The 24170-nt window shown below is 58.0% G+C and carries 20 protein-coding genes and 1 pseudogene; 13 read left to right on the top strand and 8 right to left on the bottom strand.

Going from position 1 to position 24170, the window contains the following annotated elements; all coding sequences use genetic code 11:
- Positions 1-7: 7 nt before the first annotated feature.
- From A5906_RS36080 to A5906_RS36070, 3 genes are all read left to right on the top strand, one after another.
- Complete coding sequence (locus A5906_RS36080; RefSeq protein WP_080139872.1) at positions 8-1795, top strand: PQQ-dependent dehydrogenase, methanol/ethanol family; 1788 nt, start codon at positions 8-10, stop codon at positions 1793-1795.
- Between the two features lie 72 nt (positions 1796-1867).
- Positions 1868-2485, top strand: coding sequence for a c-type cytochrome (locus A5906_RS36075; RefSeq protein ID WP_080139870.1), 618 nt, complete (start codon positions 1868-1870; stop codon positions 2483-2485).
- The gene (locus A5906_RS36070) at positions 2482-3135 is read left to right on the top strand and encodes a hypothetical protein (RefSeq protein WP_080139869.1); all 654 of its coding nucleotides are present in this window, start codon (positions 2482-2484) and stop codon (positions 3133-3135) included. Before A5906_RS36075 ends, A5906_RS36070 begins: the two co-directional genes overlap by 4 nt.
- A gap of 362 nt (positions 3136-3497) precedes the next feature.
- Here A5906_RS36070 and A5906_RS36065 read toward each other — a convergent pair whose 3' ends face one another.
- The 4 genes from A5906_RS36065 to A5906_RS36050 all read right to left on the bottom strand — a co-directional run bounded on the left by A5906_RS36065 (position 3498) and on the right by A5906_RS36050 (position 8371).
- Entirely contained in the window at positions 3498-4505 is a 1008-nt protein-coding gene (locus A5906_RS36065; RefSeq protein WP_080139867.1) for a LacI family DNA-binding transcriptional regulator, read from the bottom strand.
- 52 nt (positions 4506-4557) lie between these two features.
- Positions 4558-6036 carry an aldehyde dehydrogenase family protein gene (locus A5906_RS36060; protein ID WP_080139865.1) on the bottom strand — a complete coding sequence of 493 codons (1479 nt, stop codon included), beginning with the start codon at positions 6034-6036 and terminating at the stop codon, positions 4558-4560.
- Positions 6037-6129: 93 nt separating this feature from the next.
- Complete coding sequence (locus A5906_RS36055; protein ID WP_080139864.1) at positions 6130-7059, bottom strand: dihydrodipicolinate synthase family protein; 930 nt, start codon at positions 7057-7059, stop codon at positions 6130-6132.
- Between the two features lie 259 nt (positions 7060-7318).
- The gene (locus A5906_RS36050; RefSeq protein WP_080139863.1) at positions 7319-8371 is read right to left on the bottom strand and encodes a LacI family DNA-binding transcriptional regulator; all 1053 of its coding nucleotides are present in this window, start codon (positions 8369-8371) and stop codon (positions 7319-7321) included.
- Between the two features lie 306 nt (positions 8372-8677).
- On the opposite strand from A5906_RS36050, the gene A5906_RS36045 reads away from it, so the two are divergent.
- The 7 genes and pseudogenes from A5906_RS36045 to A5906_RS46265 form a co-directional block, all read left to right on the top strand.
- Positions 8678-10276, top strand: coding sequence for an acyl CoA:acetate/3-ketoacid CoA transferase (locus A5906_RS36045; RefSeq protein WP_080139862.1), 1599 nt, complete (start codon positions 8678-8680; stop codon positions 10274-10276).
- A gap of 12 nt (positions 10277-10288) precedes the next feature.
- The gene (locus A5906_RS36040; protein ID WP_080139861.1) at positions 10289-11053 is read left to right on the top strand and encodes an enoyl-CoA hydratase/isomerase family protein; all 765 of its coding nucleotides are present in this window, start codon (positions 10289-10291) and stop codon (positions 11051-11053) included.
- A 31-nt stretch (positions 11054-11084) separates the two neighbouring features.
- Positions 11085-11870 (top strand): enoyl-CoA hydratase-related protein, encoded by a 786-nt coding sequence (locus A5906_RS36035; RefSeq protein WP_080139860.1) that lies wholly within the window; start codon positions 11085-11087, stop codon positions 11868-11870.
- Between the two features lie 120 nt (positions 11871-11990).
- The gene (locus A5906_RS36030; protein WP_080139859.1) at positions 11991-13337 is read left to right on the top strand and encodes an MFS transporter; all 1347 of its coding nucleotides are present in this window, start codon (positions 11991-11993) and stop codon (positions 13335-13337) included.
- 61 nt (positions 13338-13398) lie between these two features.
- Positions 13399-14550, top strand: a complete 1152-nt coding sequence (locus tag A5906_RS36025) for a glycoside hydrolase family 88 protein (protein ID WP_161495470.1) — start codon at positions 13399-13401, stop codon at positions 14548-14550.
- A 771-nt stretch (positions 14551-15321) separates the two neighbouring features.
- The gene (locus A5906_RS36020; protein ID WP_080139986.1) at positions 15322-15813 is read left to right on the top strand and encodes an Lrp/AsnC family transcriptional regulator; all 492 of its coding nucleotides are present in this window, start codon (positions 15322-15324) and stop codon (positions 15811-15813) included.
- Between the two features lie 224 nt (positions 15814-16037).
- Positions 16038-16220, top strand: a pseudogene (locus A5906_RS46265) (hypothetical protein); the annotation flags it as partial.
- Between the two features lie 74 nt (positions 16221-16294).
- On the opposite strand, the gene A5906_RS42145 reads toward A5906_RS46265, so the two are convergent.
- From A5906_RS42145 to A5906_RS35995, 4 genes are all read right to left on the bottom strand, one after another.
- Positions 16295-16528: a GMC family oxidoreductase N-terminal domain-containing protein gene (locus A5906_RS42145; RefSeq protein ID WP_245327098.1), complete on the bottom strand. Its 234-nt coding sequence runs from the start codon at positions 16526-16528 to the stop codon at positions 16295-16297.
- A gap of 880 nt (positions 16529-17408) precedes the next feature.
- Positions 17409-18377 (bottom strand): hypothetical protein, encoded by a 969-nt coding sequence (locus A5906_RS45660; RefSeq protein ID WP_245327088.1) that lies wholly within the window; start codon positions 18375-18377, stop codon positions 17409-17411.
- Between the two features lie 18 nt (positions 18378-18395).
- The gene (locus tag A5906_RS45655) at positions 18396-19091 is read right to left on the bottom strand and encodes an outer membrane protein (protein ID WP_245327087.1); all 696 of its coding nucleotides are present in this window, start codon (positions 19089-19091) and stop codon (positions 18396-18398) included.
- A 1415-nt stretch (positions 19092-20506) separates the two neighbouring features.
- Positions 20507-21016, bottom strand: a complete 510-nt coding sequence (locus tag A5906_RS35995; protein ID WP_167523449.1) for a hypothetical protein — start codon at positions 21014-21016, stop codon at positions 20507-20509.
- A gap of 172 nt (positions 21017-21188) precedes the next feature.
- Between A5906_RS35995 and A5906_RS45650 the strand changes: the two genes are divergently transcribed.
- The 3 genes from A5906_RS45650 to A5906_RS35985 all read left to right on the top strand — a co-directional run bounded on the left by A5906_RS45650 (position 21189) and on the right by A5906_RS35985 (position 22641).
- Positions 21189-21635, top strand: a complete 447-nt coding sequence (locus A5906_RS45650; protein WP_245327086.1) for a glycosyltransferase family protein — start codon at positions 21189-21191, stop codon at positions 21633-21635.
- Positions 21592-21753, top strand: coding sequence for a glycosyltransferase (locus A5906_RS45645; RefSeq protein ID WP_245327085.1), 162 nt, complete (start codon positions 21592-21594; stop codon positions 21751-21753). The genes A5906_RS45650 and A5906_RS45645 overlap by 44 nt, the downstream gene beginning before the upstream one ends.
- A 93-nt stretch (positions 21754-21846) precedes the next feature.
- The gene (locus A5906_RS35985; RefSeq protein WP_245327084.1) at positions 21847-22641 is read left to right on the top strand and encodes a GDP-mannose 4,6-dehydratase; all 795 of its coding nucleotides are present in this window, start codon (positions 21847-21849) and stop codon (positions 22639-22641) included.
- The last annotated feature ends 1529 nt before the right edge of the window (positions 22642-24170 follow it).

The raw sequence follows: 24170 nt of genomic DNA, 5'->3' as shown, positions 1-24170 counted from the left end.
GAAAAGGATGTCCAAGGTAAGCAGGACAAGAGTTGGAGCTCGGGGGACCGTCAGCACGATCGTGGGGATTGGCCTAGTGGCAGGCGCCCTCGGCAGTGCGGCGGCTGCTTCCGATGAAACGACGGAAAAGCGGCTTCTCAATGCAACCCAGGAAACGAGCAACTGGCTGCATCACCACCGCGACCACACGGCACAGCGTTATTCGCCGCTCAGCCAAATTAATCGCAACACGGTCAAGGGGCTGCACGTGGCCTGGACAATGGCGCTGGGCGGTATCGAGGGGGGCGGGATTTGGAGCCACGGTGGTCTCGAGGGGACTCCGATTGTCGAGAATGGATTCATGTATGTCACCGATGGGTGGGGATCTCTCTACAAAATCGATCTCCACGGCGGCAACGGAACTCTCGTCTGGAAAATGGATCCGAAGACCGATCACGACTGGGCCGGCGCCATTGCTTGTTGCGGAGTTAACAATCGAGGCGCTGCGCTATGGGGCGATATTGTAATTTCTCATACCCTCGATGGACGATTGGTTGCGACGAATAAGGAGGATGGCAAAGTCGCTTGGGAGCGCAAGGTAGCCGATCCAGACAAGGGCGAAGTGATCACTGGCGCGCCGTTGATCGTCAAGAACATGGCTATTACGGGCGTGGCGGGTGCCGAGTACGGCATCCGCGGCTGGATTGCCGCGACTGACTTGAAGTCCCAAAAGGAAGTTTGGCGAACCTATACGATTCCAGGCAAGGGGGAACCCGGCAACGAGACCTGGAAGGATGATCACGACTCCTGGAAGACCGGTGGGGGATCCACCTGGGTGACCGGATCGTATGATCCTCAAGCCAACTTGCTCTACTGGGGGGTCGGAAATCCTGGGCCTGACTTTGATACTGAATACCGTCAGGGCGACAACCTATACACTGATAGTACCCTTGGGCTCGATCCGGACACCGGAAAGATCAAATGGCATTTTCAGCACACACCGAATGATCCATTCGATTATGACAGTGTTGCGGAAAGAGTTCTCGTCGACCTTCCGATCAAGGGAAAGGAGCGCAAGGTGGTACTTGAAGCCGATCGCAACGGCTTCGGTTACGCGCTCGATCGCACCGACGGCTCTTTCATTTGGGCAACGCCGTTCGTGAAGAAGGTGACATGGACCAAGGGCATCAACCCCGAGACCGGAAAACCGACTGAGTATGATCCCAGCAAAGCGGTCCAGACCTATGATCCTCAGGCGACGCTGAACCGGAAGAACACCCATGTCACCATTTGTCCTGGACATAACGGTGGCAAAAACTGGCCGCCTACTGCGTACAATCCCGACTTGAAGACCTGGTACATCCCGGTCATCGAGAGCTGCGACGAGTTGGATAACAAGGAGACCAAACCTAGCGACTGGAAGCCTCGTGAATTCTTCACAGGGGGCGGTCCAGTCGTGAAGATGCCGATAACAGGAAGCGTAACCGCCATTGACGCTATCACTGGCAAGGTCACGGGCAAGTATGAGACCAAGTATCCGATGCTGGGCGGGCTGCTTGCAACGCCCGAATTGGTGTTCGCTGGTCATCCATCCGGCGAACTCTACGCCCTCGATGCCAAGACATTGAGCAAGGTGTGGGAATTCAATACGGGTGGCGGCGTCAACGCTCCTCCCATGACCTTCTCCGTCGACGGAAAGCAATATATTGCCATCCTCGTGGGACTGGGCGGCGCCTGGGACAAGTGGAATCTCGATTCCACTAAAGGCCTGGAAAAGGTCCCCCCGGGCTCCATGCTCTACGTTTTTGGATTGTGATCCGCTGTGAGGCGAAGTGGGGCGGCACTGTACTCGCCCCTTTTTCTTACGATTGGTCCAAGAGGGAAAAGAATGGAATTGAAGGTCGTGCCCCTGACCCAGTGGGTAAACCGCGCGCTCCGCGTTGGCTTGATTGGCTTGTTTGTGGGGGGTGGCTTGGCTCTTCTCGCGACGGGAGGCTCTGCTTGGGGTGAAGGTGGCACGCCCGTACCGGGGCAGGTCATCAACGGCGCGCACCGCGCCCAGGATGAAGGGCAACGCATCTACGAAAAGGCAAATTGCGTAGGCTGCCACAAATGGCATGGCGATGGGGGCGGCGGGTATGGAGGCGCAGCGCTTTCGTTGCGAGGTACGCAGCTCAGTCGCGATCAAATCGTCGAGGTTGTCCATTGCGGGCGCCCTGGAAGCGGAATGCCGCATTTTGATCGCGACGCGTACAAGGACTACGGATGCTATTCGGGGATCACGGCTCAGGATTTGGGCAGAGACCTGCCTCCGGATGCAGCTACATTTCTCCGGCCGAATGAAATCGAGAAGGTCGTTGGTTATATTCTGGAGCACATCAAAGGGAAGGGACCGACGAGCTATCAAGACTGCGTTGACTTCTTCGGAGACAGCTCGAGAGCCTGCGAAGTCTACAAGAACAGATCGATTGGCTCGCAAGCAACAGGAACGGAAGCGAAGCAATGACACTTCAACGATTGGCTTGGGCCCTGTCGCCATTGCTTCTCTTGCTCGCTTGGGGAAATGCGAACGCACGCGATACGATCGACTTACGCGACCTGAGTCTGGGGATGTCGGTCGCTGATATTCCGCCCAAGGAGTACATCAACCTCGCTTGCGCCGCGAAGGAGGGGGTCAAGCTGTCTTCCTGGAACGACTTTCGGGCATGCCCGGCGGATGAAATGGGCTTGCACGGTATCTCCTTTCGTTTCAACGACGAAGTCAATCCGCTGGCGGCTGTGAACGATAAGTATGAAGGTACAAAGCTCGGCGGCCATCCTGTGTTGCTGAAGGGTCTCGTAGACAGCAGCGGCGCATTGCGAGGTATTCGGATCGACACGGATCCGAGCGCACGTCTGTTTTGGCGCAAGAAGGCCTATCTCTTGGCACTTTCTGTGAGAGCTCGGTACGGCGAGGCGGGTTGGATTTGCCGAGAGGTGGAGTCTCATGACGGTGAGAATCCCGTGGGCGGTCTCTTAATCAAGGAACATTGCGAAAAGCTCTCAGAGCGGCGTCACTTGATCTTGGAGCGGGACCTCTATCGGCGCGCAGACCAGCCTGTTTCGGACTTTGTCAATGCGACGCACCTCATCATTGAACAGACGACCGACCGCTGACTGGCATTGCCGACGATCCGGCAATTGATCTGGCGCTCTTCGGTGCCGTCTTCTGGCAAGGACGTTTTGTTGTGAAATGTCAAGCTGGGTTAGTAATTGCTCAGCACGGGCAATGAGCCGGCCGATAGCTGCGACGCGCGTCTGGCCGACGCACTCGAGCGTATCGTTCAACGGATCCGCTGGCAGACCGGGCTCGTCTGCCTACCTCCCTGGACTTAAGCCGCTGTTGGAGAGGTCCAGCAGCGGCTACTTTTTAAACCTCCAGGGCGCCATGGGGGGCGAGCTGTCAACCTGCTCGTCGTCTGGGGTACCGACCGCCGGCCATTTGCGAGGAATGGTATCGTTGCATCTGTCGGAACCTGCTAGAGATTCTGCGCTGTAATGGTGAGAAACTGGACCGGGGCACTGCTCACGTCGACGTCAATGAGTCCTAGACGGTGAAGCACTGTATCCAGCGAGCGGCGTGCCTGGGTTTCAGGCGCGCCGTCAATGCAGATGTCCATCAATCCCGAGCGAAGACACTTTGCAGTGCTCTCAGTAAGCGCATGCCCGATCCAGAACACCTTGGCAGGATGTGCGTTTAAAGTCGCCGCAATCCCCTCCCTGCCAGCCCCCACGCTATATAGTCCGACAACGCGCTCGCCGTTGCGCAACGCTTCAGACAGCCTCTCTGCCGATAACAGATTGTCGTCATGGCCAAAAATGACAGCGCAAAAATTGCAATGGCTATCGGCGTGCTGCATCAGATAGTCCGAGAAGCCCCTTATGCGCTCCCGATGCGCCCGGTAGGCCCCGCTGTGGCACATGGCGAGGACATTGCCAGGAATGCCACGGAGCATGCGGGACATATAATACGCGGCCGTCCGTCCCGCCGCGTAGTTGTCAATGCCGATATAGGGCACATCCTCATCGGCGCTTCCCGTCAGCAACTGTACGACTTCCACACCCGCCATCCGGGCTTGGCGAATGCTCTCGGTAATTTCAGGATGGTCTGGAGCCAGAACAATCAGGCCGGCTCGCCGAACAGGTGGTTTCGCAATATGCTGGGCGACGCCCGAGATGTCGTCCTCGCTAACGAAGGTCCGGTGCACTAAAATGGCCGGATCCAACGAGGCAGATATCCGCTGGAAAGTAGCGTTGAGGTCTGCATAAAAGACCTCGGCTTCCGGCTGAACAAGGAGCACCTCAATCCGAATGATGCCGCTGTGAGACCTCAATCGCCGATCGCCATATTTTAGCTTTTTTGCGGCTCTGATGATTCTTTCGGCAAGCTCGGTCCTCACACCGCCACGGTCATTGAGAACCCGCTCGACGGTAGCGGTACCGACATTCGCCTCACGCGCAATGTCTCTGATGGTCGGACCACTCAAATGCGTGCTCCTTCGGAGTGACTTCGATCAACACGGCACGGGAGTCTATGGCCTACTTTCTTTCTCGATTTAGCCCGTGCATTTGAGGAACATTGCCGTCGAAAGTGTAGGACGTCTTCACCGTCGTATAAAACTCTTGCGCGTAGCGGCCCTGCTCGCGTGGACCATAGCTGGAGCCTTTGCGGCCCCCGAATGGAACGTGGTAGTCCACGCCGGCCGTCGGCAGATTCACCATCACCATGCCGGCCTCTGCGTTGCGTTTGAAGTGGCTGGCGTATTTTAGGCTGGTGGTGCAAATCCCCGAAGACAGGCCGAACGGCGTGTCGTTGGCCAGTTCAAGCGCCTCGTCGTAGTCTTTCGCCCGGATTACGGCGGCAACTGGCCCGAAAATCTCCTCTCGCGCGACACGCATCTCATTGCTCACTTGAGTGAGCAGTGCGGGCGCGAGATAGAATCCGGGCGTCTCCCGTTTCAGGATCTCGCCCCCGGCAACCAGCTTTGCTCCTTCCGCCTGGCCTATGCTGATATACTTCAGGTCCTGCTCGAGTTGGCTCTGGTCGACGACCGGGCCGATATGCGTCCCGGCTTTCAACGCATCATCAATGACAAGTCCCTGCATCCGCTCCTGCATGGCGGCTACGAATCGATCGTGAATCCCATCTGTCACAATCAGCCGCGATGAAGCCGTGCAGCGCTGGCCGGTGGAGAAGAAGGCACTGTTCACTGCGCATTCCACTGCCAGCGTCAGATCGGCATCATCAAGGACGACCATGGGGTTCTTGCCCCCCATCTCGAGTTGAAGCTTCTTCATCGGTTCAGTGGTGATGCAGGCCTGGGCGATCTTGCGCCCCGTCGGCACTGAGCCCGTAAAGGAAATGGCAGAAACCTTGGAGCTGTTCAGCATCGCCTCACCAACCACCGAGCCCCGGCCCATCACGAGGTTGAATACACCAGCCGGCACTCCGGCGCGGACGATGATCTCGGCAAGCGCATGGGCCGAACCCGGGACGAGCTCGGCGGGCTTGAACACAACGGTGTTGCCGTAGGCAAGTGCTGGCGCAATCTTCCAGGCTGGAATTGCAATCGGGAAATTCCAGGGCGTAATGAGACCGATGACGCCGACCGGCTCGCGAGTGATCTCCACACCGACTGACGGCCGGACTGACGGCAGCGTTTCGCCCGTCATGCGGAGGCACTCGCCAGCGAAGAATTGAAAGATCTGCCCGGCACGCGCGACCTCGCCGATCCCTTCTGCCAAGGTCTTGCCCTCCTCGCGGGAGAGCAGGCGGCCGAGCTCGTCCTTGCGAGCGTGGATCTCGTCACCAATCGCCTTGAGCATGTCATGCCTCGCCTGGATACTGGAACGCGACCAGGCCGGAAATACGTGGTGAGCCGCGGCAATCGCGCGCTCGGTCTCTGCAACCGAGGCGTAGGCAAAGTCGCCCACTACATCATCGGTGTTGGACGGGTTGATATTTGGCCTCGCTTCCGCAGCCGGAAGCCATTCGCCTGCGATATAGTTGTTTGTCATCGATAAACTCTGAAGTTGATTGAATTTTGTAGGTGCATGCGCTTTCGGCCTTGCACGTCAGTTAGCCGACTAAATCAATTCAGGTAGAGCCATTTAGTGACCCCAGCGGAGCGCCAACGGGTTGACCTCGCGCGCCAGCTCAATCAGCCCAGCCTTCGTGTGCGGATGAATTTGCTCCAGCGGATGCCGCACAGCGTCAGATCTGATGACGTTGCCCTCCCTCATCACGGTCTTGGCCGCGCGCAGCCCACATTGACGGTTCTCGTAATTGATCAAGGGCAGCACCTTTGCATAGGCTGCGGCCGCTTCTGTGCCGCGACCCGCCATATGATGGTCGAAAACCGGCCGCAATAAATCCGGACAAAGCGCGCTCGACATCGTCCCGGTCGCTCCAGCTTGCAGATCTGCCATCATGGTGATGGCTTCCTCTCCATCAAACGGACCTGCTATGGCAGCATTGCCAGCCCCGATCAGATTGCGCAGCTTGGCTGCGGCAAACGGGACTTCGATCTTGAAATAGCTGACAAGCGGCACCTCCTGTGCGAGCCGAACGAGAAAGGGTACCGACAGCGTGACGCCGCTGAGCGGGGCGTCCTGCACCATGATCGGAGTTTGCGCCGCATCGGCGACACGAGCGAAATGCTCGACCATATGCTCTTCGTCCGCCTTGAGACCTGCACCGTGATAAGGCGGCATCAGCATCAGGAGGCTTGCGCCTCGCTCGGCGGCATAGCGTGCGCGTTCCACCGCAATCCGAGTGCTGAAATGGCTGCAAGTCACCATGACCGGCTTGCGGCCTGCGACATGTGACAGACAGAGGTCAACCAGCAATCTGCGCTCCTCGTCTGATAACAGAAACTGCTCGGAATAGTTGGCAAGTATACAAATTCCGTCGACCTTCTGATCGATCATGCAATCCAAAACGCGCCGTTGTCCCTCGAGATCGAGATCTCCAGACTCCGTGAATGGCGTCGGCGCGACGGGAAACAGACCACGATAGGGCCGGCTTTTCTGGACTTGCATGAGCTAGGATCTCTTTACGAGGGATGAGGAGCTTAGGAAGTGCAACGGTGTGGGATTGGTCGGAATCGCGGATGTTGCTCGAAGCGAACAATGTGCCGAGGATTCACCCTGACCTACGCCGCCAGGCACCTTGCGAACCCGGATCGTTAGCTCGGGAAGCGCTGCTAATCGCTGTCGTTCGTCCTGTAAGGTGGCTGACGCTTGCGTTGCGGCCAAGAAGGAGAGTCGAGCCTGACAAGACATTGCGAACTGCCGTGTGTTATTGGCGGGCCTTCGCCGGTGCAGTTGAGTCTCGCACGATCAAACGCGTCTCAAGCTCTACCCTTGCGTGGATGTCCAGGGAATGTTGATCTGCCAAAAAATAGTTGGCAGCCTGTTCGCCCATCAGGCGAGCCGGGACATCAACTGTCGTCAGACCTGGAGTGAGATACTCGGCGATATCGAGATTATCGAAGCCAATCATCGATATGTCTTGAGGCACGCTCAATCCAGCATCCTTGCATGCGCGCATTGCTCCGACAGCAAGTACATCGCTCCCGCAGAATATTGCTGTGACATTTTTATTTTGGTTCAAAATGATTTTAGCAGCTGCTCGGCCTCGACTGAACTCGTAGGGGGATTCCACAACGGCGATATTGGAGCGGCTTATTCCGCGACGCTCAGCCATGGCGAGGAAGCCCTCGAGGCGACCAGATGCACGGTCATTGTCGCGCGTTACGCCTGCGATAACGGCAAGGTGCCTATGGCCGAGGTCTGCAAGATAGTTTGCTGCCAAAGCCCCGCCGCTGCGGTTGTCAAAACCCATGCTGGCGATCGAAACGTCGTCCGAGAGGGCGTAGGTTACAGCATATCTTACCTTGTGCTCCCGCAGTAGTTTGAGTGTTTCCTTCCTGTGGCAAGAACCCACGAGAACAATACCGTCGACGCCCTTTTCGATAAGGTTGCGCACGACGCGCGTTTCCCGATCCAGATCGTAACCTGTTGCAGAGTAGACCAGCGAAGCGCCGGCCGGTGCTAGCCGGCTCTCCAGACCTTCAAGCATTCGCGTGAAGATCGCGGCATCCAGCGTTGGAACTATCAAGCCAATCAGTCGAGAACGCGAAGATCGCAGCGCGCGTGCAGATCCGTTGGGAACGTAACCGAGTTCATCAACGAGCCGGAGAATGCGCTCTCTCAAGTCGATTGCGACGGTTTCGGGCCGATTCAATACGCGCGAAACTGTGGCGATAGAACATCCGGCCTGTTTCGCTATTTCCACCACAGTGGGTGATTGCCTGCCTCGGTCAATTCGGGCCGTTTTTTCTAACGCCATGAGCCTGCTTCTTCCTGCCAGCCAGCCTAAAAAGGCGGGCCATCAAGCCAATTGACTGAAATCGTTATCATATTGAGGGTGCGGGCGCAATTGATGAATTTGGTCAGTAATGGCGCGGAAAATAGCCAATTTGCCACACTTTCTAGCGTCACGCATCTTTCCCCCTTGCCGAATTGCTCAGAGCAATGTAAACCTTTTCATAACGGCGCTTTCCTCTGCGTCAGCCGAAGCTGCGCGCGGCGCCGTGCAGGGGCACAAGGCTGCCCCGTAGCGGTCAGACGCATCAAACCGGCTAGTGGAGAAGGCATGCAATTGAAAAAGAACAAGCGAACCGGCGAAGTGCCGATCATCACGGCTCGGCAGGCCGTATCGCTGATCTCCGACGGCGATTGCGTCTATTTCGGCGGCTCGGCCGGAGTTGCGATCCCTGAGCTAATCATCGATGCGCTTCGTGATGTTCATTCCGAGGAGGGGTCTCCCAAGAACTTGAAGCTCGTGGGGACGGTAGCCATCGGCGATTGGGCTACGACAGGATTCAACAAGCTGGCAGCCCCAGGCCTGGTGCGTCGCGTGGTAGCCAGCGGCTTGAACAATTGTCCGGCGCTTGGGCGCCGTGCGCTGGCCAATGAAATTGAAGCCTACACCCTCCCTCAGGGAGTGTTGGCACAGCTCAGTCGCGAAAACGCAGCGGGGCGCCCCGGGGTGATCACGAAGGTAGGCCTCAGAACTTTCGCCGACCCCCGAATCGGCGGCTGCAGGCAGAGCGAGTGCAGCAAAGAGGATATGGTTGCTGTTGTCGATATCGAAGGAGAAGAGCACCTGCTCTACAAGACCTTCCCAATTCAGGTCGCGATTCTCCGAGGCAGTATTGCGGACGAGAAGGGAAATATCTCGCTCGAAGACGAGGCATATGTCGGCGAAAGCATGTCGATTGCCGCCGCCACGCGCCGCTCCGGCGGAATAGTCATTGTCCAGGTCAAACGGGTCGCTGCATCCAATACGCTAAACCAGCGAGAAGTGAGAATACCTGGGGTTTTGGTCGACTATCTTGTCGTCGATCCCAATCAGCGACAGACCTATGCGACAGAGTATAGCCCAGCCTATGCCGGAAAAATGCGCGTGCCGGACGGGAAGATCGCCTCGCTGCCGTTCGATGTGAGAAAGGTGATCGCGCGACGCGCGGCCCTTGAGTTGACCCCAGGAGCTACCGTCAACATTGGCTATGGCATCTCGAATGGGATTGCGGTCGTGGCCGCAGAAGAGGGGATATACCGCTCAGTCACGCTGACGGCCGAGCAGGGGGTGATCGGCGGTATTCCTGCGCCCGGACAGGACGCCGGCGCCGGGACGAACTACGACATGATTGCGCCGCAGCCGGATCAGTTCGACTTTTACGACGGTGGGGGGCTGGACATCGCATTCTTGTCTTCTGCCGAAGTCGATCGACACGGCAACGTCAATGTGAGCCGCTTCGGCGACAAGATCATAGGACCGGGCGGCTTCATCAACATCAGCCAAGGCGCTCGAAAAGTCGTTTTCTCGGGCACCCTCACGGCGTCGGGGCTGAATGCGATCCCGGATAACGGGACCCTCGTCATCGCTAACGAGGGCACGGTCAAGAAGTGGGTGAAGGACGTCTACCAAATCACCTTCAGTGGCGCTTTTGCAAAGGAGCGAGGGCAAGAGGTCGTTTTCATCACCGAGCGTGCCGTGTTCAAGCTCACGCCGAACGGCGTCATGCTGACCGAAGTCGCTCCTGGCATATCTGTCCAAAAGCACGTGCTGGCGAACATTGAGTTCGACGTAATCGTCTCGCCCGACTTGAAGCTGATGGACGCGAGGATATTCAAGAATGAGCCAATGAATTTGGCTCCGCAATTTCATGACAACGCGGGACGGGCGTAAGGAGAGGTTGACGTGAAGTTCGTCTCGATAGAATGCGAAGACAAAGTCCAGATCCTGGCGATGAATAGGCCAGAACGGCGCAACGCGCTCGGCGAAGACATGCTGAAGGATTTGCTTGAGTCGGTGGACAAGGCAGCCGGCGACCCCGCTGTGAACGTCATCCTGGTCGCTGGAAACGGTCCCGGTTTCTCGGCCGGCGCAGACTTGAAGGATTTTTCGGCTGGCAATATCAACGACACTTTTGACCTGAATCGCCGGCTGGGTGCATTTGTGCGCTCTCTTGCTTTTGTCAGAAAACCTGTCGTCTGCGCGGTGGATGGGTTTGCCTTGGGCGGGGGCCTTATGTTGGCGGCGTCGTGCGATGTTGTTGTAACGGCTCGGGAAGCGCGCTGGCACTTGCCGGAAGTGTCTTTAGGCTGGCTGCCGGGCTTCGGGCTGGACACTTTGGCCGCACGCGTCGGTCCGTTTGCGGCTCGGTCCTTGAGTTGGAGCCCGACTGGTATCGACGGAGTAGAGGCACATCGCTTGGGACTGGCGGATATTCTGTCGTCACCGGCCGAGACTGCTCGCGAGGCGGCGCTCCGCTACGCCAAGGCCCTGGCGGCAATGCCGCCGCATGCCGTGCTCACCACGAAACAGTTTTTCTCCACCTCGGTAGCCGCGAGGGCAGAAGTCATGGATGACTTGGCAAACCGCTACTTCGTTCAGAACATTCTGCATGAGACGGCGCAAGCGAATATGCAACGCTTCCTTCCGAAGAAAGCCGCCGGCGTCTAGCCCTCCGCAGAGTTTGATTTGAAGGAATGATATGAATCATGCTGTCCCTCCTCTGATCGTCGCCGAGCGGCCCGACCCAGCCGTACTCCTGCTGCAGCTCAATCGTCCAAAGCAAAGGAATGCATTGAGTGCGGCGCTCCTGGGCCAGCTTGCGGATGCACTTCGTGCGGCTCGCTCGGATGAGGCGGTGCGATGCGTAGTTTTAACTGGCGACGAGGGCGGCTTCTCCGCTGGAGCCGACATCAAGGAGATGCAGCAACACGGTTTTGAGGCGCTGAGCGATCCTGCACGGCAGCATGCATGGGATTCCATCGCCGCGTTCCCCAAGCCCCTCATTGCTGCGGTTCGAGGCGTCTGCCTCGGCGGCGGCCTTGAGCTCGCGATGCTCGCCGACATCCTGCTTGTCGCGGAAGGAAGCGTGCTTGCGCAGCCGGAAATCACGATCGGGATCATGCCAGGAGATGGCGCTACCCAGCGGTTGACGCGGAGCATTGGCAAATCACTCGCCATGCAGATGGTGCTGACAGGTGAGCCAATCAGCGCGGAAAGAGCAGTGGCTGCCGGGCTCGCATCCGAAGTGCTGCCGGCGTCTGAGTTAGTCGAACGGGCGCTCGCGATAGCACGCGTCATCTCGAAACGCGCGCCGATTGCTGCTCAGTTGGCCAAGGAGTCGATTCAAGCAGCTTACGAAACTCCATTGTCGGCCGGCTTGGCGATCGAGCGGCGCGCTATTCGGTATGCATTCACCACCGATGACCAAAAGGAGGGCATGGCCGCCTTTGTCGAAAAGCGGCAGCCAATATTCTCCGGACGTTGAGGGAAGATACTCAAATCGTCTCCTGATCTCGCGAGTCGTACCCGATGCGACAACCCAACGGGCGCTTCTGTCGCGAGAAAATGTAAACGTTTTCATCATAATAAACCCGAGGAAACCAAAATGACCACCATCGTTGAGCCCATCGCTTCAGTCGGTCCGCAAAGCTCGGCTCTTGAAGGGCCGCACCAAAAACAAGTCGCCACGAAGAGCATGACCATTGCTTTGGGCGGTGGTGTAGCCCTGGAGTGGTACGACTGGACCGTCTACGGAATGATGGCTTCTTTTCTGTCGCCGCTTTTCTTTCCGTCCAGCGATCCGACAACATCGCTGCTTGCCGCACTCGCCGTCTATGGCGCAGGCTTCTTCGCGCGACCGGTAGGAGCTGCGATACTCGGTCCGATCGCCGATCGCATCAGCCACAAGCGTGTGATGATGATCTCCGTCACCGCGATGGCCTTGTGTTCGCTGCTTATTTCGGTCTTGCCCAGTTACAAGGAGCTCGGCGTCGCAGCGGCCGTCATATTGTTGGTCGTCCGGCTTATCCAAGGACTCGCTACCGGCGCTGAGGCCGGAGTCGCAAATGCCATTGCGATCGAACTTGCTCCGCCAGGCCAGGAAGGGCGGTACCTTGGCCTGATCAGCGGCACGTTCATTCAGCTCGGTGTCTTCGGATCCAGTTTGGTCGCCTTTCTCGTGAGCGCCTCGGTGACACCTGAGATAATGCACGATTGGGCTTGGCGGCTACCTTTTGCCATCGGCGGAGCGCTCGGCCTGCTGATCATTTATCTGCGCAGCAAACTGCCAGAGACCTTGATCAAACACGTCATGCATCGGGACGAATTGTCGCGTACTCAGGAGACCACCAGTGGCGTCTGGAAGACCCTCTGGAGCGTCCGCCTTTCGCTGCTCGCTGTCATCCTGGTCGTCGGGGCCGTGCAGATCGCGAATTACGCGTGGAATGCTGGCTTGCCCAACCTGGCGAACGGCGTCTTCAAGGAAAATAGCACCTGGGTGTACGGGATCACGACGCTGATGGGCGTGATTTGGATCGTGACGGCGCCATTTGTGGGTGCCTTCGCCGACAAGGTTCGAGCTTCGCGCGCGTTTACACTGCTACGGCTCTTGCTCGTGGTGTGCTTCTTCCTGACGTTGCTCTATTCCGAGAAGAGCATTTCCACTTTCTTCTTTGTAATGGTGTTCGGCGGCGCGGTCGTCGGCTTCAACATGGCTCTCTACAATTTCATCGCAACCACGTTGATGCCGCGCGCGGTGCGCACGACGGGCATCGCTGTCGGCTATGCGCTTGGAGTATCACTCTTTGGCGGTACCTCACCCTATTTGCTGGTCTGGTTGCAGCACGCAAATATGGCATGGATGTTCCCGGTTTATGGATCTGCGGTCGCGGTGCTCAGCGTCGTCGTCTATCACGCAGCAAAAAGGCGCGGGCTCGTCTACATCGGCGACTGAATTTGCCCCTTCCACCTTTCAATCAGGGCTCTGCTGGGGCCGACGTTTTGTTGGAGAAAACATGTCCGGAAGCAATTACTTGTGCGCACGCGAACGAATGCTGGCGCGCATCGCGCAAACGAGGGAAACTGCCAAAGCAGGCCTGCCGCACTGGGCTCGCACCACTGATGGAAAATGGACGTTCACGCCCGACGGTGATTGGACCGGGGGCGCCTTCGTCGGCCAGCTTTGGCTTGCACATCTGGCCGATCCACAGCGCTTTCCGATTTCTGACGCGCGTGCGGCCCTGAGCAGAATGTTGCCTCGAGCCCAGCTCCGGACCGCTTTTAAAGGATTTGGCTTCTACCACGGTGCGGCGCTTGGAAGCATCCTCTTCGCGGATGAGATGGCACGCGATGCCGCGCTCACGGCGGCCAGGTCGCTGGAGCAGATGTTCGATCCCAAGCTGGGCTTGATCCCGCTCGGCCAGGATGCCGAGGAAGCCAACGCTGTTGGTACTGCTGAAAGCAGCATCGACTCTCTCCAAGCGACGGGATTGCTTTACTGGGCCTCGGACCAGTTGGGGGAGCAACGCATGGACGAGATCGCCAATGCCCACATGCGCAAGGTACTGGAGATTCATGTTCGGCCTGATAATTCCGTGATCCAGTCGTCCACGCTCGACCCGCAAACCGGCAAGGTGCTCAGGACGCACACGCATAAGGGATACAGCGATGTGAGCACTTGGGGACGTGCGCAGGGGTGGGCGATTCTTTATACCGCTCATGCGGCAATGGTTCGCCCAAAGGAGCCGCTGTGGCGCGAGTATGCGGTGCGCGTGCTGGACTGGTGGATCGACCACGTCCCCACGGATCTGGTCGCGTATTGGGACTTTGACGATCCGGCAATTCCAAATACGAGCCGGGATACCGCGGCCACCGCTATCGCCGCGGCAGCATCCTTGAGACTTGCGTCCGCACTGGGCGCCACTGCGGGCGCCAAGTACCGAGACTTCGCGGAGCGGACAGTCGCCAAACTGGTCTCGGAATACTTGACGCCCGTCGTCCCTTCCGACGAGCGGCCACCTGGAATGCTCACGGGGGGGTGTTTCACCCGAAAAGCGTTGGCGCGGGACATCGACACCGCGCACGACGCAGAACTGATATTTGGCAGTTACTTCCTATTTGAAGCTCTTGCGATCCTCACTGGTCTCGTGACCATGGGGCGGATCTGATCCTGTGTTTGCACCTGTGATAATGAAGTTCCGTTCGGTGGTTCGCCTCAGCAAAACGTCGGCGATTCCCGGGGGCGCCTGCATCGCATTATGCGATCGGACCCATCGGAAATTCGAACAGCGGGTTTGATTGCACGCGCCATCGGCGAAGAAATGGAGGCTGTCCAGCCTATGCGAGAAGAGGCGACGAATGCGCAACAGCTTCGATGGTTCTCACCAGCAAAGTGCTGCGCGATGCGCGGCGGAAGGTTCGGGCTGATCCGCTACTATTGGTGGCGGACGCCCGTTGCTCCAAGAAATGCGTCGACCGCTTCAAAGCGCGCCGAGAGGTGTACCAGAAGTGGGCTTCGCGCGTTGCAGACGGCTAACACAAGGGCGGTGTGACATTGATAGTGCTCTACGACGTGAGACGAGCAACGTACTGTAATTCACTGTCACTGGCTGCGACGACTTTCCCTTCGGGGGTGCTCTGGCTCGTCGTCCTACTTCACCGACGTCGGCAGATATTCAACGTTCTGCACTCGTGCGTTGAGTTCTTTGCAGAGACCTTCTCTAAACAGAAGCTTAGTCCTTCGGCGAGGTTGGACTGTTTTTTCACAAACAAGGCGGCGTTGCGCGCTCTCTCCTCTGCCGTGCAATCGAGGGTGCGTAAATGCGCTGTCTTTGTTTCCGAGCGGTTCCTGGCCCGACAGCGGCACCGCTGTGGAACGATTTCCTGCGCCCGGCGCATGGAATCTGGCGGTGAAATTCACCTCAAGGCGGGAGTGGATTATGCGATACGATCGGGTAGACGCGCGTATCCTCGAGATCGTGCAAAAGAATAACCGCCTAACGTCCGAGGCAATCGGTGAACTGGCGGGGCTTTCGGCCACGGCATGCCAAAGAAGACTAAAGAGGCTCCGTTCGGAAGGCATCATCGAGGCCGATGTCTCAATCGTTTCGCCGAAGGCAGTTGGAAGTCCACTCCAAATGCTTGTGTTGGTTACACTTGAGCGGGAGCGTTCGGATATAATTGATAGGCTTAAGAAGACCATCAAATCATCAGCTGAAGTCGTCAACGGCTTCTACGTTACTGGCGATGCTGACTTTATCTTATACGTTACCGCACGCAGCATGGAGGATTATGAGGAGTTCACTAGACGCTTCTCCCATAAGAACCCGGACATCAAAGGCTTCAAGACGATGGTCGTACTGGATCGGGTAAAAGCTGGCTTTGCTGTTCCAGTTGAGACGCCTCCCTGCGATAGACTAAGCAATCGGTGACGGGTGTCTCACTCCGGCAATTCCGCTGGTGTGACCTTGCCCCACTGGTTGCGGCTTTTCGCGGTGGACTACAGATCCTCGAAAGCGGCCTCGATCGGTTGCCTACGATTCGGGTTGGCGGCAGCGAGCTGCGCGGTGAGATCCTCCAAGCTGGATCGAAGTGTGTACAACTCCCATGCGTCCTCGGATGTCGAACTTGCGACTTCCCAGCCTGAGTACGGCTTCTGCTTCACCAGGCCCTCGCTCACCAACCGCTCCAGCGCCGCTCTTATCGTGCCGCCATTCTTGCCGGCTGGCCGGCGTATGCTCGCGTAGCGCCCAGTGTGACCTTGTCCGAGCGCCGCAAAGAGTATGTTCGAGCGATCAAGATTCTCGGCGCCTCAGACGCGCGGGTCCTGCTCGTTCATATCGCCCCCAATACACAGTGCATTCGCGGTCTCTACATCGAGTTCGGCAAGGACATACAGACCCGGGTGCTCCATCAAATTCCGTCCAACCTCAGGACTTTCCACGTGGGGAATAATGCCATGTCTTGTGTGATGATGGGATCACCGACACCGGAAAGCATCAACAAGTGCGGGGAATTGATCGAGCCCGCGGAAAGAATAACACCTTTCGGCGCTCGACGGTGAAGCCATCGCCTTGCTGCTGCGTGCGCAGCCGTTTCCTGCCCCGCCCGATTCGCGCCTGCACGAAGGATATCCGAGCGCTGCATGACCTGAGCCTCAGTTGCCGCTGAACATGGTGACGTTGCCGGGCTGATAGCTGGTGCGTGTCGAGAAGGTCTTACCCGCTGAAGCAATGATCGAAATTGATCGAATGATGCAGGCTGGCGAAAGGTGAGGGTCTTCAACCCGCCACCTCTGTCCCGAGCTTGAATGCCCCCGCAATGAGCAAAAGATGGAGCACGCTGAGTTGCTGAGGTTTAGGATCAAGCTGCTGCATTTGATGCTAGCCAACCTACGCAATGGCCAGCTCGTAATGCAGGAAATCAAGTCAAAACAGGACTGAGCCCTGTCTGCGATTGATTGGCTATCGGCACACTGGCGCGCTGTTTAAGCTGTTTTCGAACTAAACGCCTTGCAGATATAGGCTTTCCCGCCCGGGCTATATAGTTTGAACGTCAATGACAACGAGCTGACCGATCTGACGCCGAGCCTTCCGCCCACTCTGCAGTTACTCTACGCCAACCGCAATCGACTGCCCCATCCGCCCGAAACACTCCCGCCTAGTCTTCGGCATCTCCAGCTCAACGGGAATGAGCTAACGCGCCTGCCCGATCTGCTTCCAGCCGGACACGAGACTCTGTCGGTTCACGGCGAACAGCTTGCCTCATTCCCTCCCGGTCACGCTGTAACGCGTGAACATAGGTTACAATTCTCTATCCACGCTGCCCGAAACCCTCCCGATGTCATTGACCGAAGCGCACGATGCGCATGGTCTCATGGCTACCCGGACCATGTGCTCAAGATCGAACTGCTCGGAGTTAGATAAGGCCCCGCGACCGGCAAGGACATGGCTAATGATCCTTGCTCGATGCGCGCGCCATTTCTTGGCTTCGAAGACGTCCAGCGGTTGGCTTTAGGTGTGATTTTTCAATCGAACCTATAGGAGGCCTGAAAGAACGTACCCCAGCGCTCCATGCTGTACTTCGCAAACCGAGCCGGAGCACCAACGCAGTCGCTGCCGCGGCACAAAGAATCGCCGCGCCTGTTGGTCCACATGGCCCAGTAGCGTCCGCCGACGCCGACGCTGAAGTCTTTGGTGATGAAGTAGGACAGCACACCTTCGATCTGGACGCCGGCGCCCCCATTGCCCCCTTGTTCAGAGAAGTGGGTCTTGTCGCGCAAGAGATGGTTGTCGCGCCCCTTGAAATCGGTCCAGGGCAGGTAGGCGACATCGGTGTTTAAGCGCCAACGGTCGGTGAGCATGGTTTCGGCGCTTAGGCCGACACGAGGTGCATTCCACTGCGTAGTCTGGCTGCCAACGACCCTGTCGTCGCCCGGCGGCAAGGTTTTAGCCAACGGGTTGGCGATCTCTACAGACCCTGTCTTGTCGGAAGTTTGTTCGTAATAGGTCCAGCCGATAAATCCACCGAGCTTGTAGTTGGCGCCGCGCAGGAAATCGTAACCAGCATCGGCCGTGTAATAGGTGAACCTTCCGTTTGCCTGGCCTGATATCGTGTTCTTATAGGAGAGACCGCGATTGAGGCCGCCCCAGTCTTCATCGTTCTCGTTTCCTTTGTTGAAGCGCCCGATGCCAACGTTGCTCTTCAGGAACACTCCCCAGGGGCTGTCGATACGGCCAAATAGCTCTCCGGAAAGTCCGTCAAGGCCGCGGTAGGTGAGCCTCGATCTAAGGATGCTGGGGTCTAGAGGCGAGCCATAAGGCACTGCGCTGTGGTCCCATTGAAAACGTCCGCGGCTGAGCCAGAGCCGCGATCCGCCTTCGAACGACCAACCGGCCGTGTAAGCCATCGGTAGCGCACCGGCGGGTTTTTTCGCGTACAGCGGCGCATCGGACCATTGCGCCGTCCATGGGTCAGCGCCAAAATGGTAGTTCAACCCGATCTTTCCGATGTGCTAGTCGCTGGACAGGCTGGTTGTGTTCGCCGGAAGAACCGCGAACGGCGGACCCTGCACTGTTAGAGGCGTTACGACGCTCGGTCCGCCGAAATGCAGATAGTCATACTCAGCTTTAACCGACCATGCGGGCGTAAGCGCTTGCTCGACGCCCAGCCCGATGGTGCCACCGATGCGACCATAGCCGAAATGGGTTTTCTCCTGTGGCCCGCCCCCTTCGAAGTTGTTGACGATGTCGCCCTGATTGTTTTGCCAAGCCACGCCTCCCTTGAGGTAGGCGAGCGTACGGCCCAGCGCGCCAAACGCGTAGCCGACACGACCGGTCGCGGTCGCAAAGACGTGGGGACCTGCCTTGCAGTTTGCGCTCACGACAAACCCGGAGGCGGCGAGGCAGGTGTTTGTGCTCTCCGAGACGACACCGCTGGCGTCGAGCTCGAGACCAAACACCCAACTGTTGTTCTGCCAATTGTAGCCGATCTGGCCACCTGCAAGGAACGCCGGCGTATCGACGATGCCGCCATAGATTGATGGACCGTAGGGATTGCTGAAGGAGGTTTGGCCGTACCCGCCGCCGACGTGCCCGCCGATATAGCCTCCAGACCAGTTCCACACCGCCGGTGGCAGTTTCACTTCCGGCTCAAGGTCTGCCGCATTGGCGGCACCACTTGCGACGAGTGCAATTGTCGTGGCCGCCAAAAGACGAACTCCAGATCGCATTCAACAGCTTCCCTGCATTTTCTCGGTCCATAACCGAGCGCCCGTAAGTTATCGCCGCAGCAAACCGTCGGGCCGGACGAGACGCTAACAGCGACACGTGCCGAGTCCGTCCCGAAGACCATCGCACTGCGATTGGTGATGATGCCGCAAAGAGAGCAAGCCGCGTGCCGAAGTGAATTCGCAGGCTTTGAAGGCACTTCGTCGCGCCGTGTATCGTCAAGTTGCTGACATTGTCCCAATACCGACAGCCGCAGCCGCTGCCCGAGCGATCCTTTCGATGGCCATGCCTATGAGGTAGAGATCGCTGCCAACCCTCCAGCTTCTCCGGCAACGCCGTGAAGTTTTCCATACTTCTTCCTGCCGTGCATGATCGTCAGTGACCGTGAAGACGGTCAATTGCTCGAGATTCATCTCCCCGCCGAGATAGAGATCGAGCAGGGTCGGGTTGACGGCTCGAGCTTGAGCCGCTCTTTGACGACGGAAGCGGTGACTCCAAACCGGGCGGCGATATCCTCGGCGCTCATGTCAGCGCGCCCTATCTGTCCGAGGTGAATTGGGCTAGTCGAAGCAGTTCACTGATCGCTGAATAAGCCTTGACCTCGGAGATCGTCGTTTGCTGGCCATGCAACGCGTGGTCTCGCCAGCAATGAAGAATATGGAGGGCGGATCCGAACTGGCGCTGGACGGCGTTCGTGGCCCGGCCAGTGACGTACGTTGTGACGCGACTACGCCCGCCTGCGGTATCGTACATCTTGAGCATCTTCGCCCCGTCACCGCTCTTGGCGATTGCCGCTGCGAGCAAAATCGATTCCGCAGCGGACCTGCCATCGCGCATGCAGCAAGGTAATTCACGGTCCGATAAATCCCGGGCCAAACCGAGGAACGAAGCCGGAGAGCTCTTCCGACATCCGGCCATATCCAAGAAGGGCCGGGCAGAGGCCCCTGCAAGCCACTCGAAAGCGAACGCGGTTATCGACCAGTGATCGCCTAAATCGTTCGGATGCTCCGTGTTCCGCGGCGCGCCGCGGCCGGGGCGAAGCCCTCCAATCCGCGAAAGCCCCCATGCCGCATTATAGAAACCGTGAACTGACCATCCGTCGGCTCGACGGTCGGGGTCCCCGAGGCTCTTGTCTGCCAGAATCGAGCCACCACGTCCGGGAGGTAAAGGTGAGCGTATCGCATCGCGACCAAGCTGTGTCGGGAGACGTTGGACGGAATTCCTGCGATCAGAAATTCGAATGCTTGTTCGTGTGGATCTGCATTAGTCGCCGTTGGAAACCGTCAATCCAGCAGAGCTGTAGGGGTCAGCGATCGCGAAGATTGGCCCGCGTCAGTAAAAATATGTCCGGTCGCTAACGTCCGCGCCGGGATCGATCATCTCTCTTAGTTCATTTCTAAGGTCGTAGCAAAGTTCGCCGAAGCGGGTTACGGCAGAACGAATGACGGTAGTTCGACCTCGAATGAATCCCCCACTGTGCTTTGCCGGTGAAAGTCAGGGAATACTTGAAGCCGTCTCCATTCGGATCGGTTGCCACGAAGAGGCGGATAGCTTCCCGAGCGACCAGTTCGAATTCCCCGGCAGCGTCATCGCCCTGGGCGTTTTTGGATAAGCAGACGGTAGCCTTCAGCATTTTTTCCAAGTCGTGACGCGGCCTCTGCAATTTGGCACTCGACGCGTCGCCGTCAAATTTGGACATTTGGCCTAACGCAATGAGATCTTTAAATTCCAATTCAATGTAATGGCGGTACAGAAACAGGGCAGGGAAGATCATTCCGACGGTGAAGTGGGCGGTCGCTACCTGTGTGCGGCACCAGCGAGCCGTGATCGACCGGGAGGGCTTCCGTGCCCTGGAGATGCCGACGGAGCCTGCCTCTCTGTCGCGTGTTTCCTTAATTCGCTCCATCCTTCGTCTTCGCAAGATATTGTCGAAGGAACGTCCGGACCTCATTCACGCGCTTCACATAAGGTCTATCGTTCTGCTGAGCTTATCAGGGTCGATCGCGCGCAGATACCCTCTCCTCGCCTCGTTCACAGGCTTTGGGGAGCTGTGGGGACGCGCCGCATGGGCAACCGGGATGGTGCGACAATTCGTTCTCCTGCAGAGCTGGTGGCTGGCCCGAGGCCGCGCTGCTCTTGTCTCCTTTGAGAATTCAGATGATCGCCGCAAGTTTGCACCTCTGACGCATTCCGTGGTTATTGGCGGGTGGGGTATCGAGATCGAGCCCCGTCGATCGATCAAGCGAGCGGATCACGGGATCATCCGGATCGCCTTTCTGGGAGGGATGCTGAAATCGAAGGGTCTCGAGACGATGGTCGAGGCCATCTGGCGTGCTCGGGCGCGGGAGCCACGGATCGAGGTGAAGCTTCGGGAAATAGCAGATCCCGGAAATCCGACGAACTATACAGAGGCCGAACTGATCCTGCTTTCCAAGATCGACGGCGTCACCTGGATGGGCAAGGGCCCCGGACATCGCGACCGTGTGGGAGCATGCCGACATTGCGATCCTTCTATCCGAGAGTGAAGGAATGCCGCGGGTACTCATGGAGGCCGCCGATTTCGCTGTACCGATGATTGCCACGAATGTAGCCGGCTGTCGCTCTGTCGTCCGGGACGGGATTGATGGTTTGCTAGTGTTTTGAGAGAGAAGCTGCCTTACCACAGAGTCTGACGATCTATTCATGCCTCATCGCAAATCGTGAGAATGCAAGTCCCAAGTCAACTGGCGCGCGACCATGGATCTCAAGCAATTCTATCATAGACGAAGAGTCCTTGTTACCGGAGCTGGCGGGTTCATAGGAAGTCATCTCACAGAAGCTCTCGCGCGAGCGGGCGCCCATGTGACGGCCATGATCCGGTACTCCTCATCTCCTGCGTGGGGAAATCTTGAGCATCTGCCGCATGATCTGAAGACTTCGATCAAGGTGATCGCCGGAAATATCGAAGATCCGGAGTTCGCCATTCAGGCGCTACGCGGCCAAGATATTGTCTTTCATCTCGCTGCTTTGATTGCTGTTCCGTATTCCTATCTCGCCCAACGAAACTACGTCCGCACGAATATAAAGGGTACGCTAAACGTCGTGGAAGCTGCGCGGCGCCTTGGCGTGTCCCGCGTCGTGCACACCTCGACCTCCGAGGTTTACGGAACCGCAATCACCGACAGGATTGATGAAAGTCACCCGCTCCAGGGACAATCGCCTTTTTCGGCGCCCAAGATCGGCGCCGACAAGATAGCGGAGAGCTACTTCTGCTCTTTCTCGACGCCCGTTGTGACAGTCCGACCGTTCAACACGTTCGGCCCGCGGCAATCGGCTCGCGCCATTATTCCCGCGATCATTTCCCAGGCGGCAACACGCGAGGTCATCGAGCTCGGCGCTCTGGATACCTTGCGCGACATGACCTTTGTGGGGGATACGATCTCCGGCTTCCTTGCGGCGGGGCAACGCCCGGGATCGAAGGCGAAACCATCAACCTCGGGACCGGCAAGGCATTTCTCGTCAGCCACTTCGCCAATCGAATCCTATCCTTGATCTTACGCTTGGCTGGAGGGCCAAATTCGAACTTCGGAAATGAACGACAACTGTTCATCAGCAATGCGTGAGCTGCAAGGTCTTCGGCTCATGCGGGCATTTCGCCGGATCCACGACCAAACTCAACGGCTAGCGCTGCTTCGGGTGGTGGAATCACTTGCCGGTCCGGCCCTCGATCAGCGTTCTCACGGCATTTTGGGCGCGCCAGACCTATCGTCTCCGGCGACATTTCCGGACAAGCCGGCGTAGTGCGGTCGTGGTCTTCCGATCGTCTCTTTAACCGTCGTCCCTGACTGCTTGCGCCCGAAATCGCGATTCAAGCGCTTTGCGCCTCAGTGCATCTAGCGCGGCGAGTTGATGAGTCCAGATGCGGCTCAAGCGCCTCACGCCGCTTGCTAACACCCGTTAAGACCATTGTCAGGCGGACGTCAGCGAATCATGTGTATCCGTGGCCCGTAGGTCTCTTTGCGTGGAATGTAGCACCGGAGCACTAAACACTCCGTCGCTGATAGAAGCAGGCAGCAGACGGCGGAAAAAGAACGGAAGCGGGGCCCGCAGACTGACGAATGACCGAAACGCCTGTGGAGGACAGGATCACAAACGCTGGGACCGATCGCGCAGCGCGACGCTCGAACCCCTGTGTACGAAACCTGCTTTTGCACTTCCGAGGACGTCTCATTTCCGCAGCGGGCTGGAGTGCTCGATTCGCCGCCTCGCCAGTTGAGCGGGCGCTGATACGTGGAATACATGAGCCATTAGGGCCCCACCTCCGGAGGTGGCCAGTCCGCGATAACGTTGCACCTCTCGATCATCAACCGAACACCCCACTTTCTGAATTCGAAGAAGTTCGCCATGATGTCTCCATTGCCAACCTGCTGTTGCTTGCTCCCTACCACCTGGCCATGGCGCGGAAGTTTCAGGAATAACGGGTAACCTGTACTTGCCAGGAAGACTGCGCCGGCGGGTAGGGTGGGATGCTGCTACCCTGAGGCGTAACCGTCGGAAAGCGCCGGAAAGGGATACGTGAACGCAGGAATTAATCAGCTTATGGCTGCTCATCGCATCAATTGAGATCAAAACCTGATTAGAGTCGCTGACCAATCGGACGACGCACCGCGATCGAGCGTATCGCTTCGCCCCGAGGGCGCACAAAGAGCCGAGCTCGCGCGCCCGGTGCCCGTAAATGCAGCCAGATTTGACTGAAACGGCGCTTCACGTGCGGGCACGATGTTGCCGCACGAGCGTCTGCCAAAGGAGGCGAGAAGTGCAAAATCACTCCTATAGTTCCGAAAACCGAAGGTGCTGTGCGGTGTGCGGGGGTAGGTTTGGGCTGATCCGCCATTACTGGTGGCGAACGGCGCTTTGCTCCAAGAAATGCGTGGACCGCTTCAACGCCCGGCGGGAGGCCGACCAGAAATGGCTGCGCCGACTGCTAGCGTCTGGTGCGGAAAGCGAGACAAGCCCGAACGGAGCCCATTGCAGGCCGTGCACACAGCAACCCGTTGATTAACAGCAGGAAGCTCCGGTAG

Source organism: Bradyrhizobium sacchari, assembly GCF_002068095.1.
Lineage (GTDB): Bacteria > Pseudomonadota > Alphaproteobacteria > Rhizobiales > Xanthobacteraceae > Bradyrhizobium > Bradyrhizobium sacchari.
This window is presented reverse-complemented; position numbering and strand designations above follow the sequence as displayed.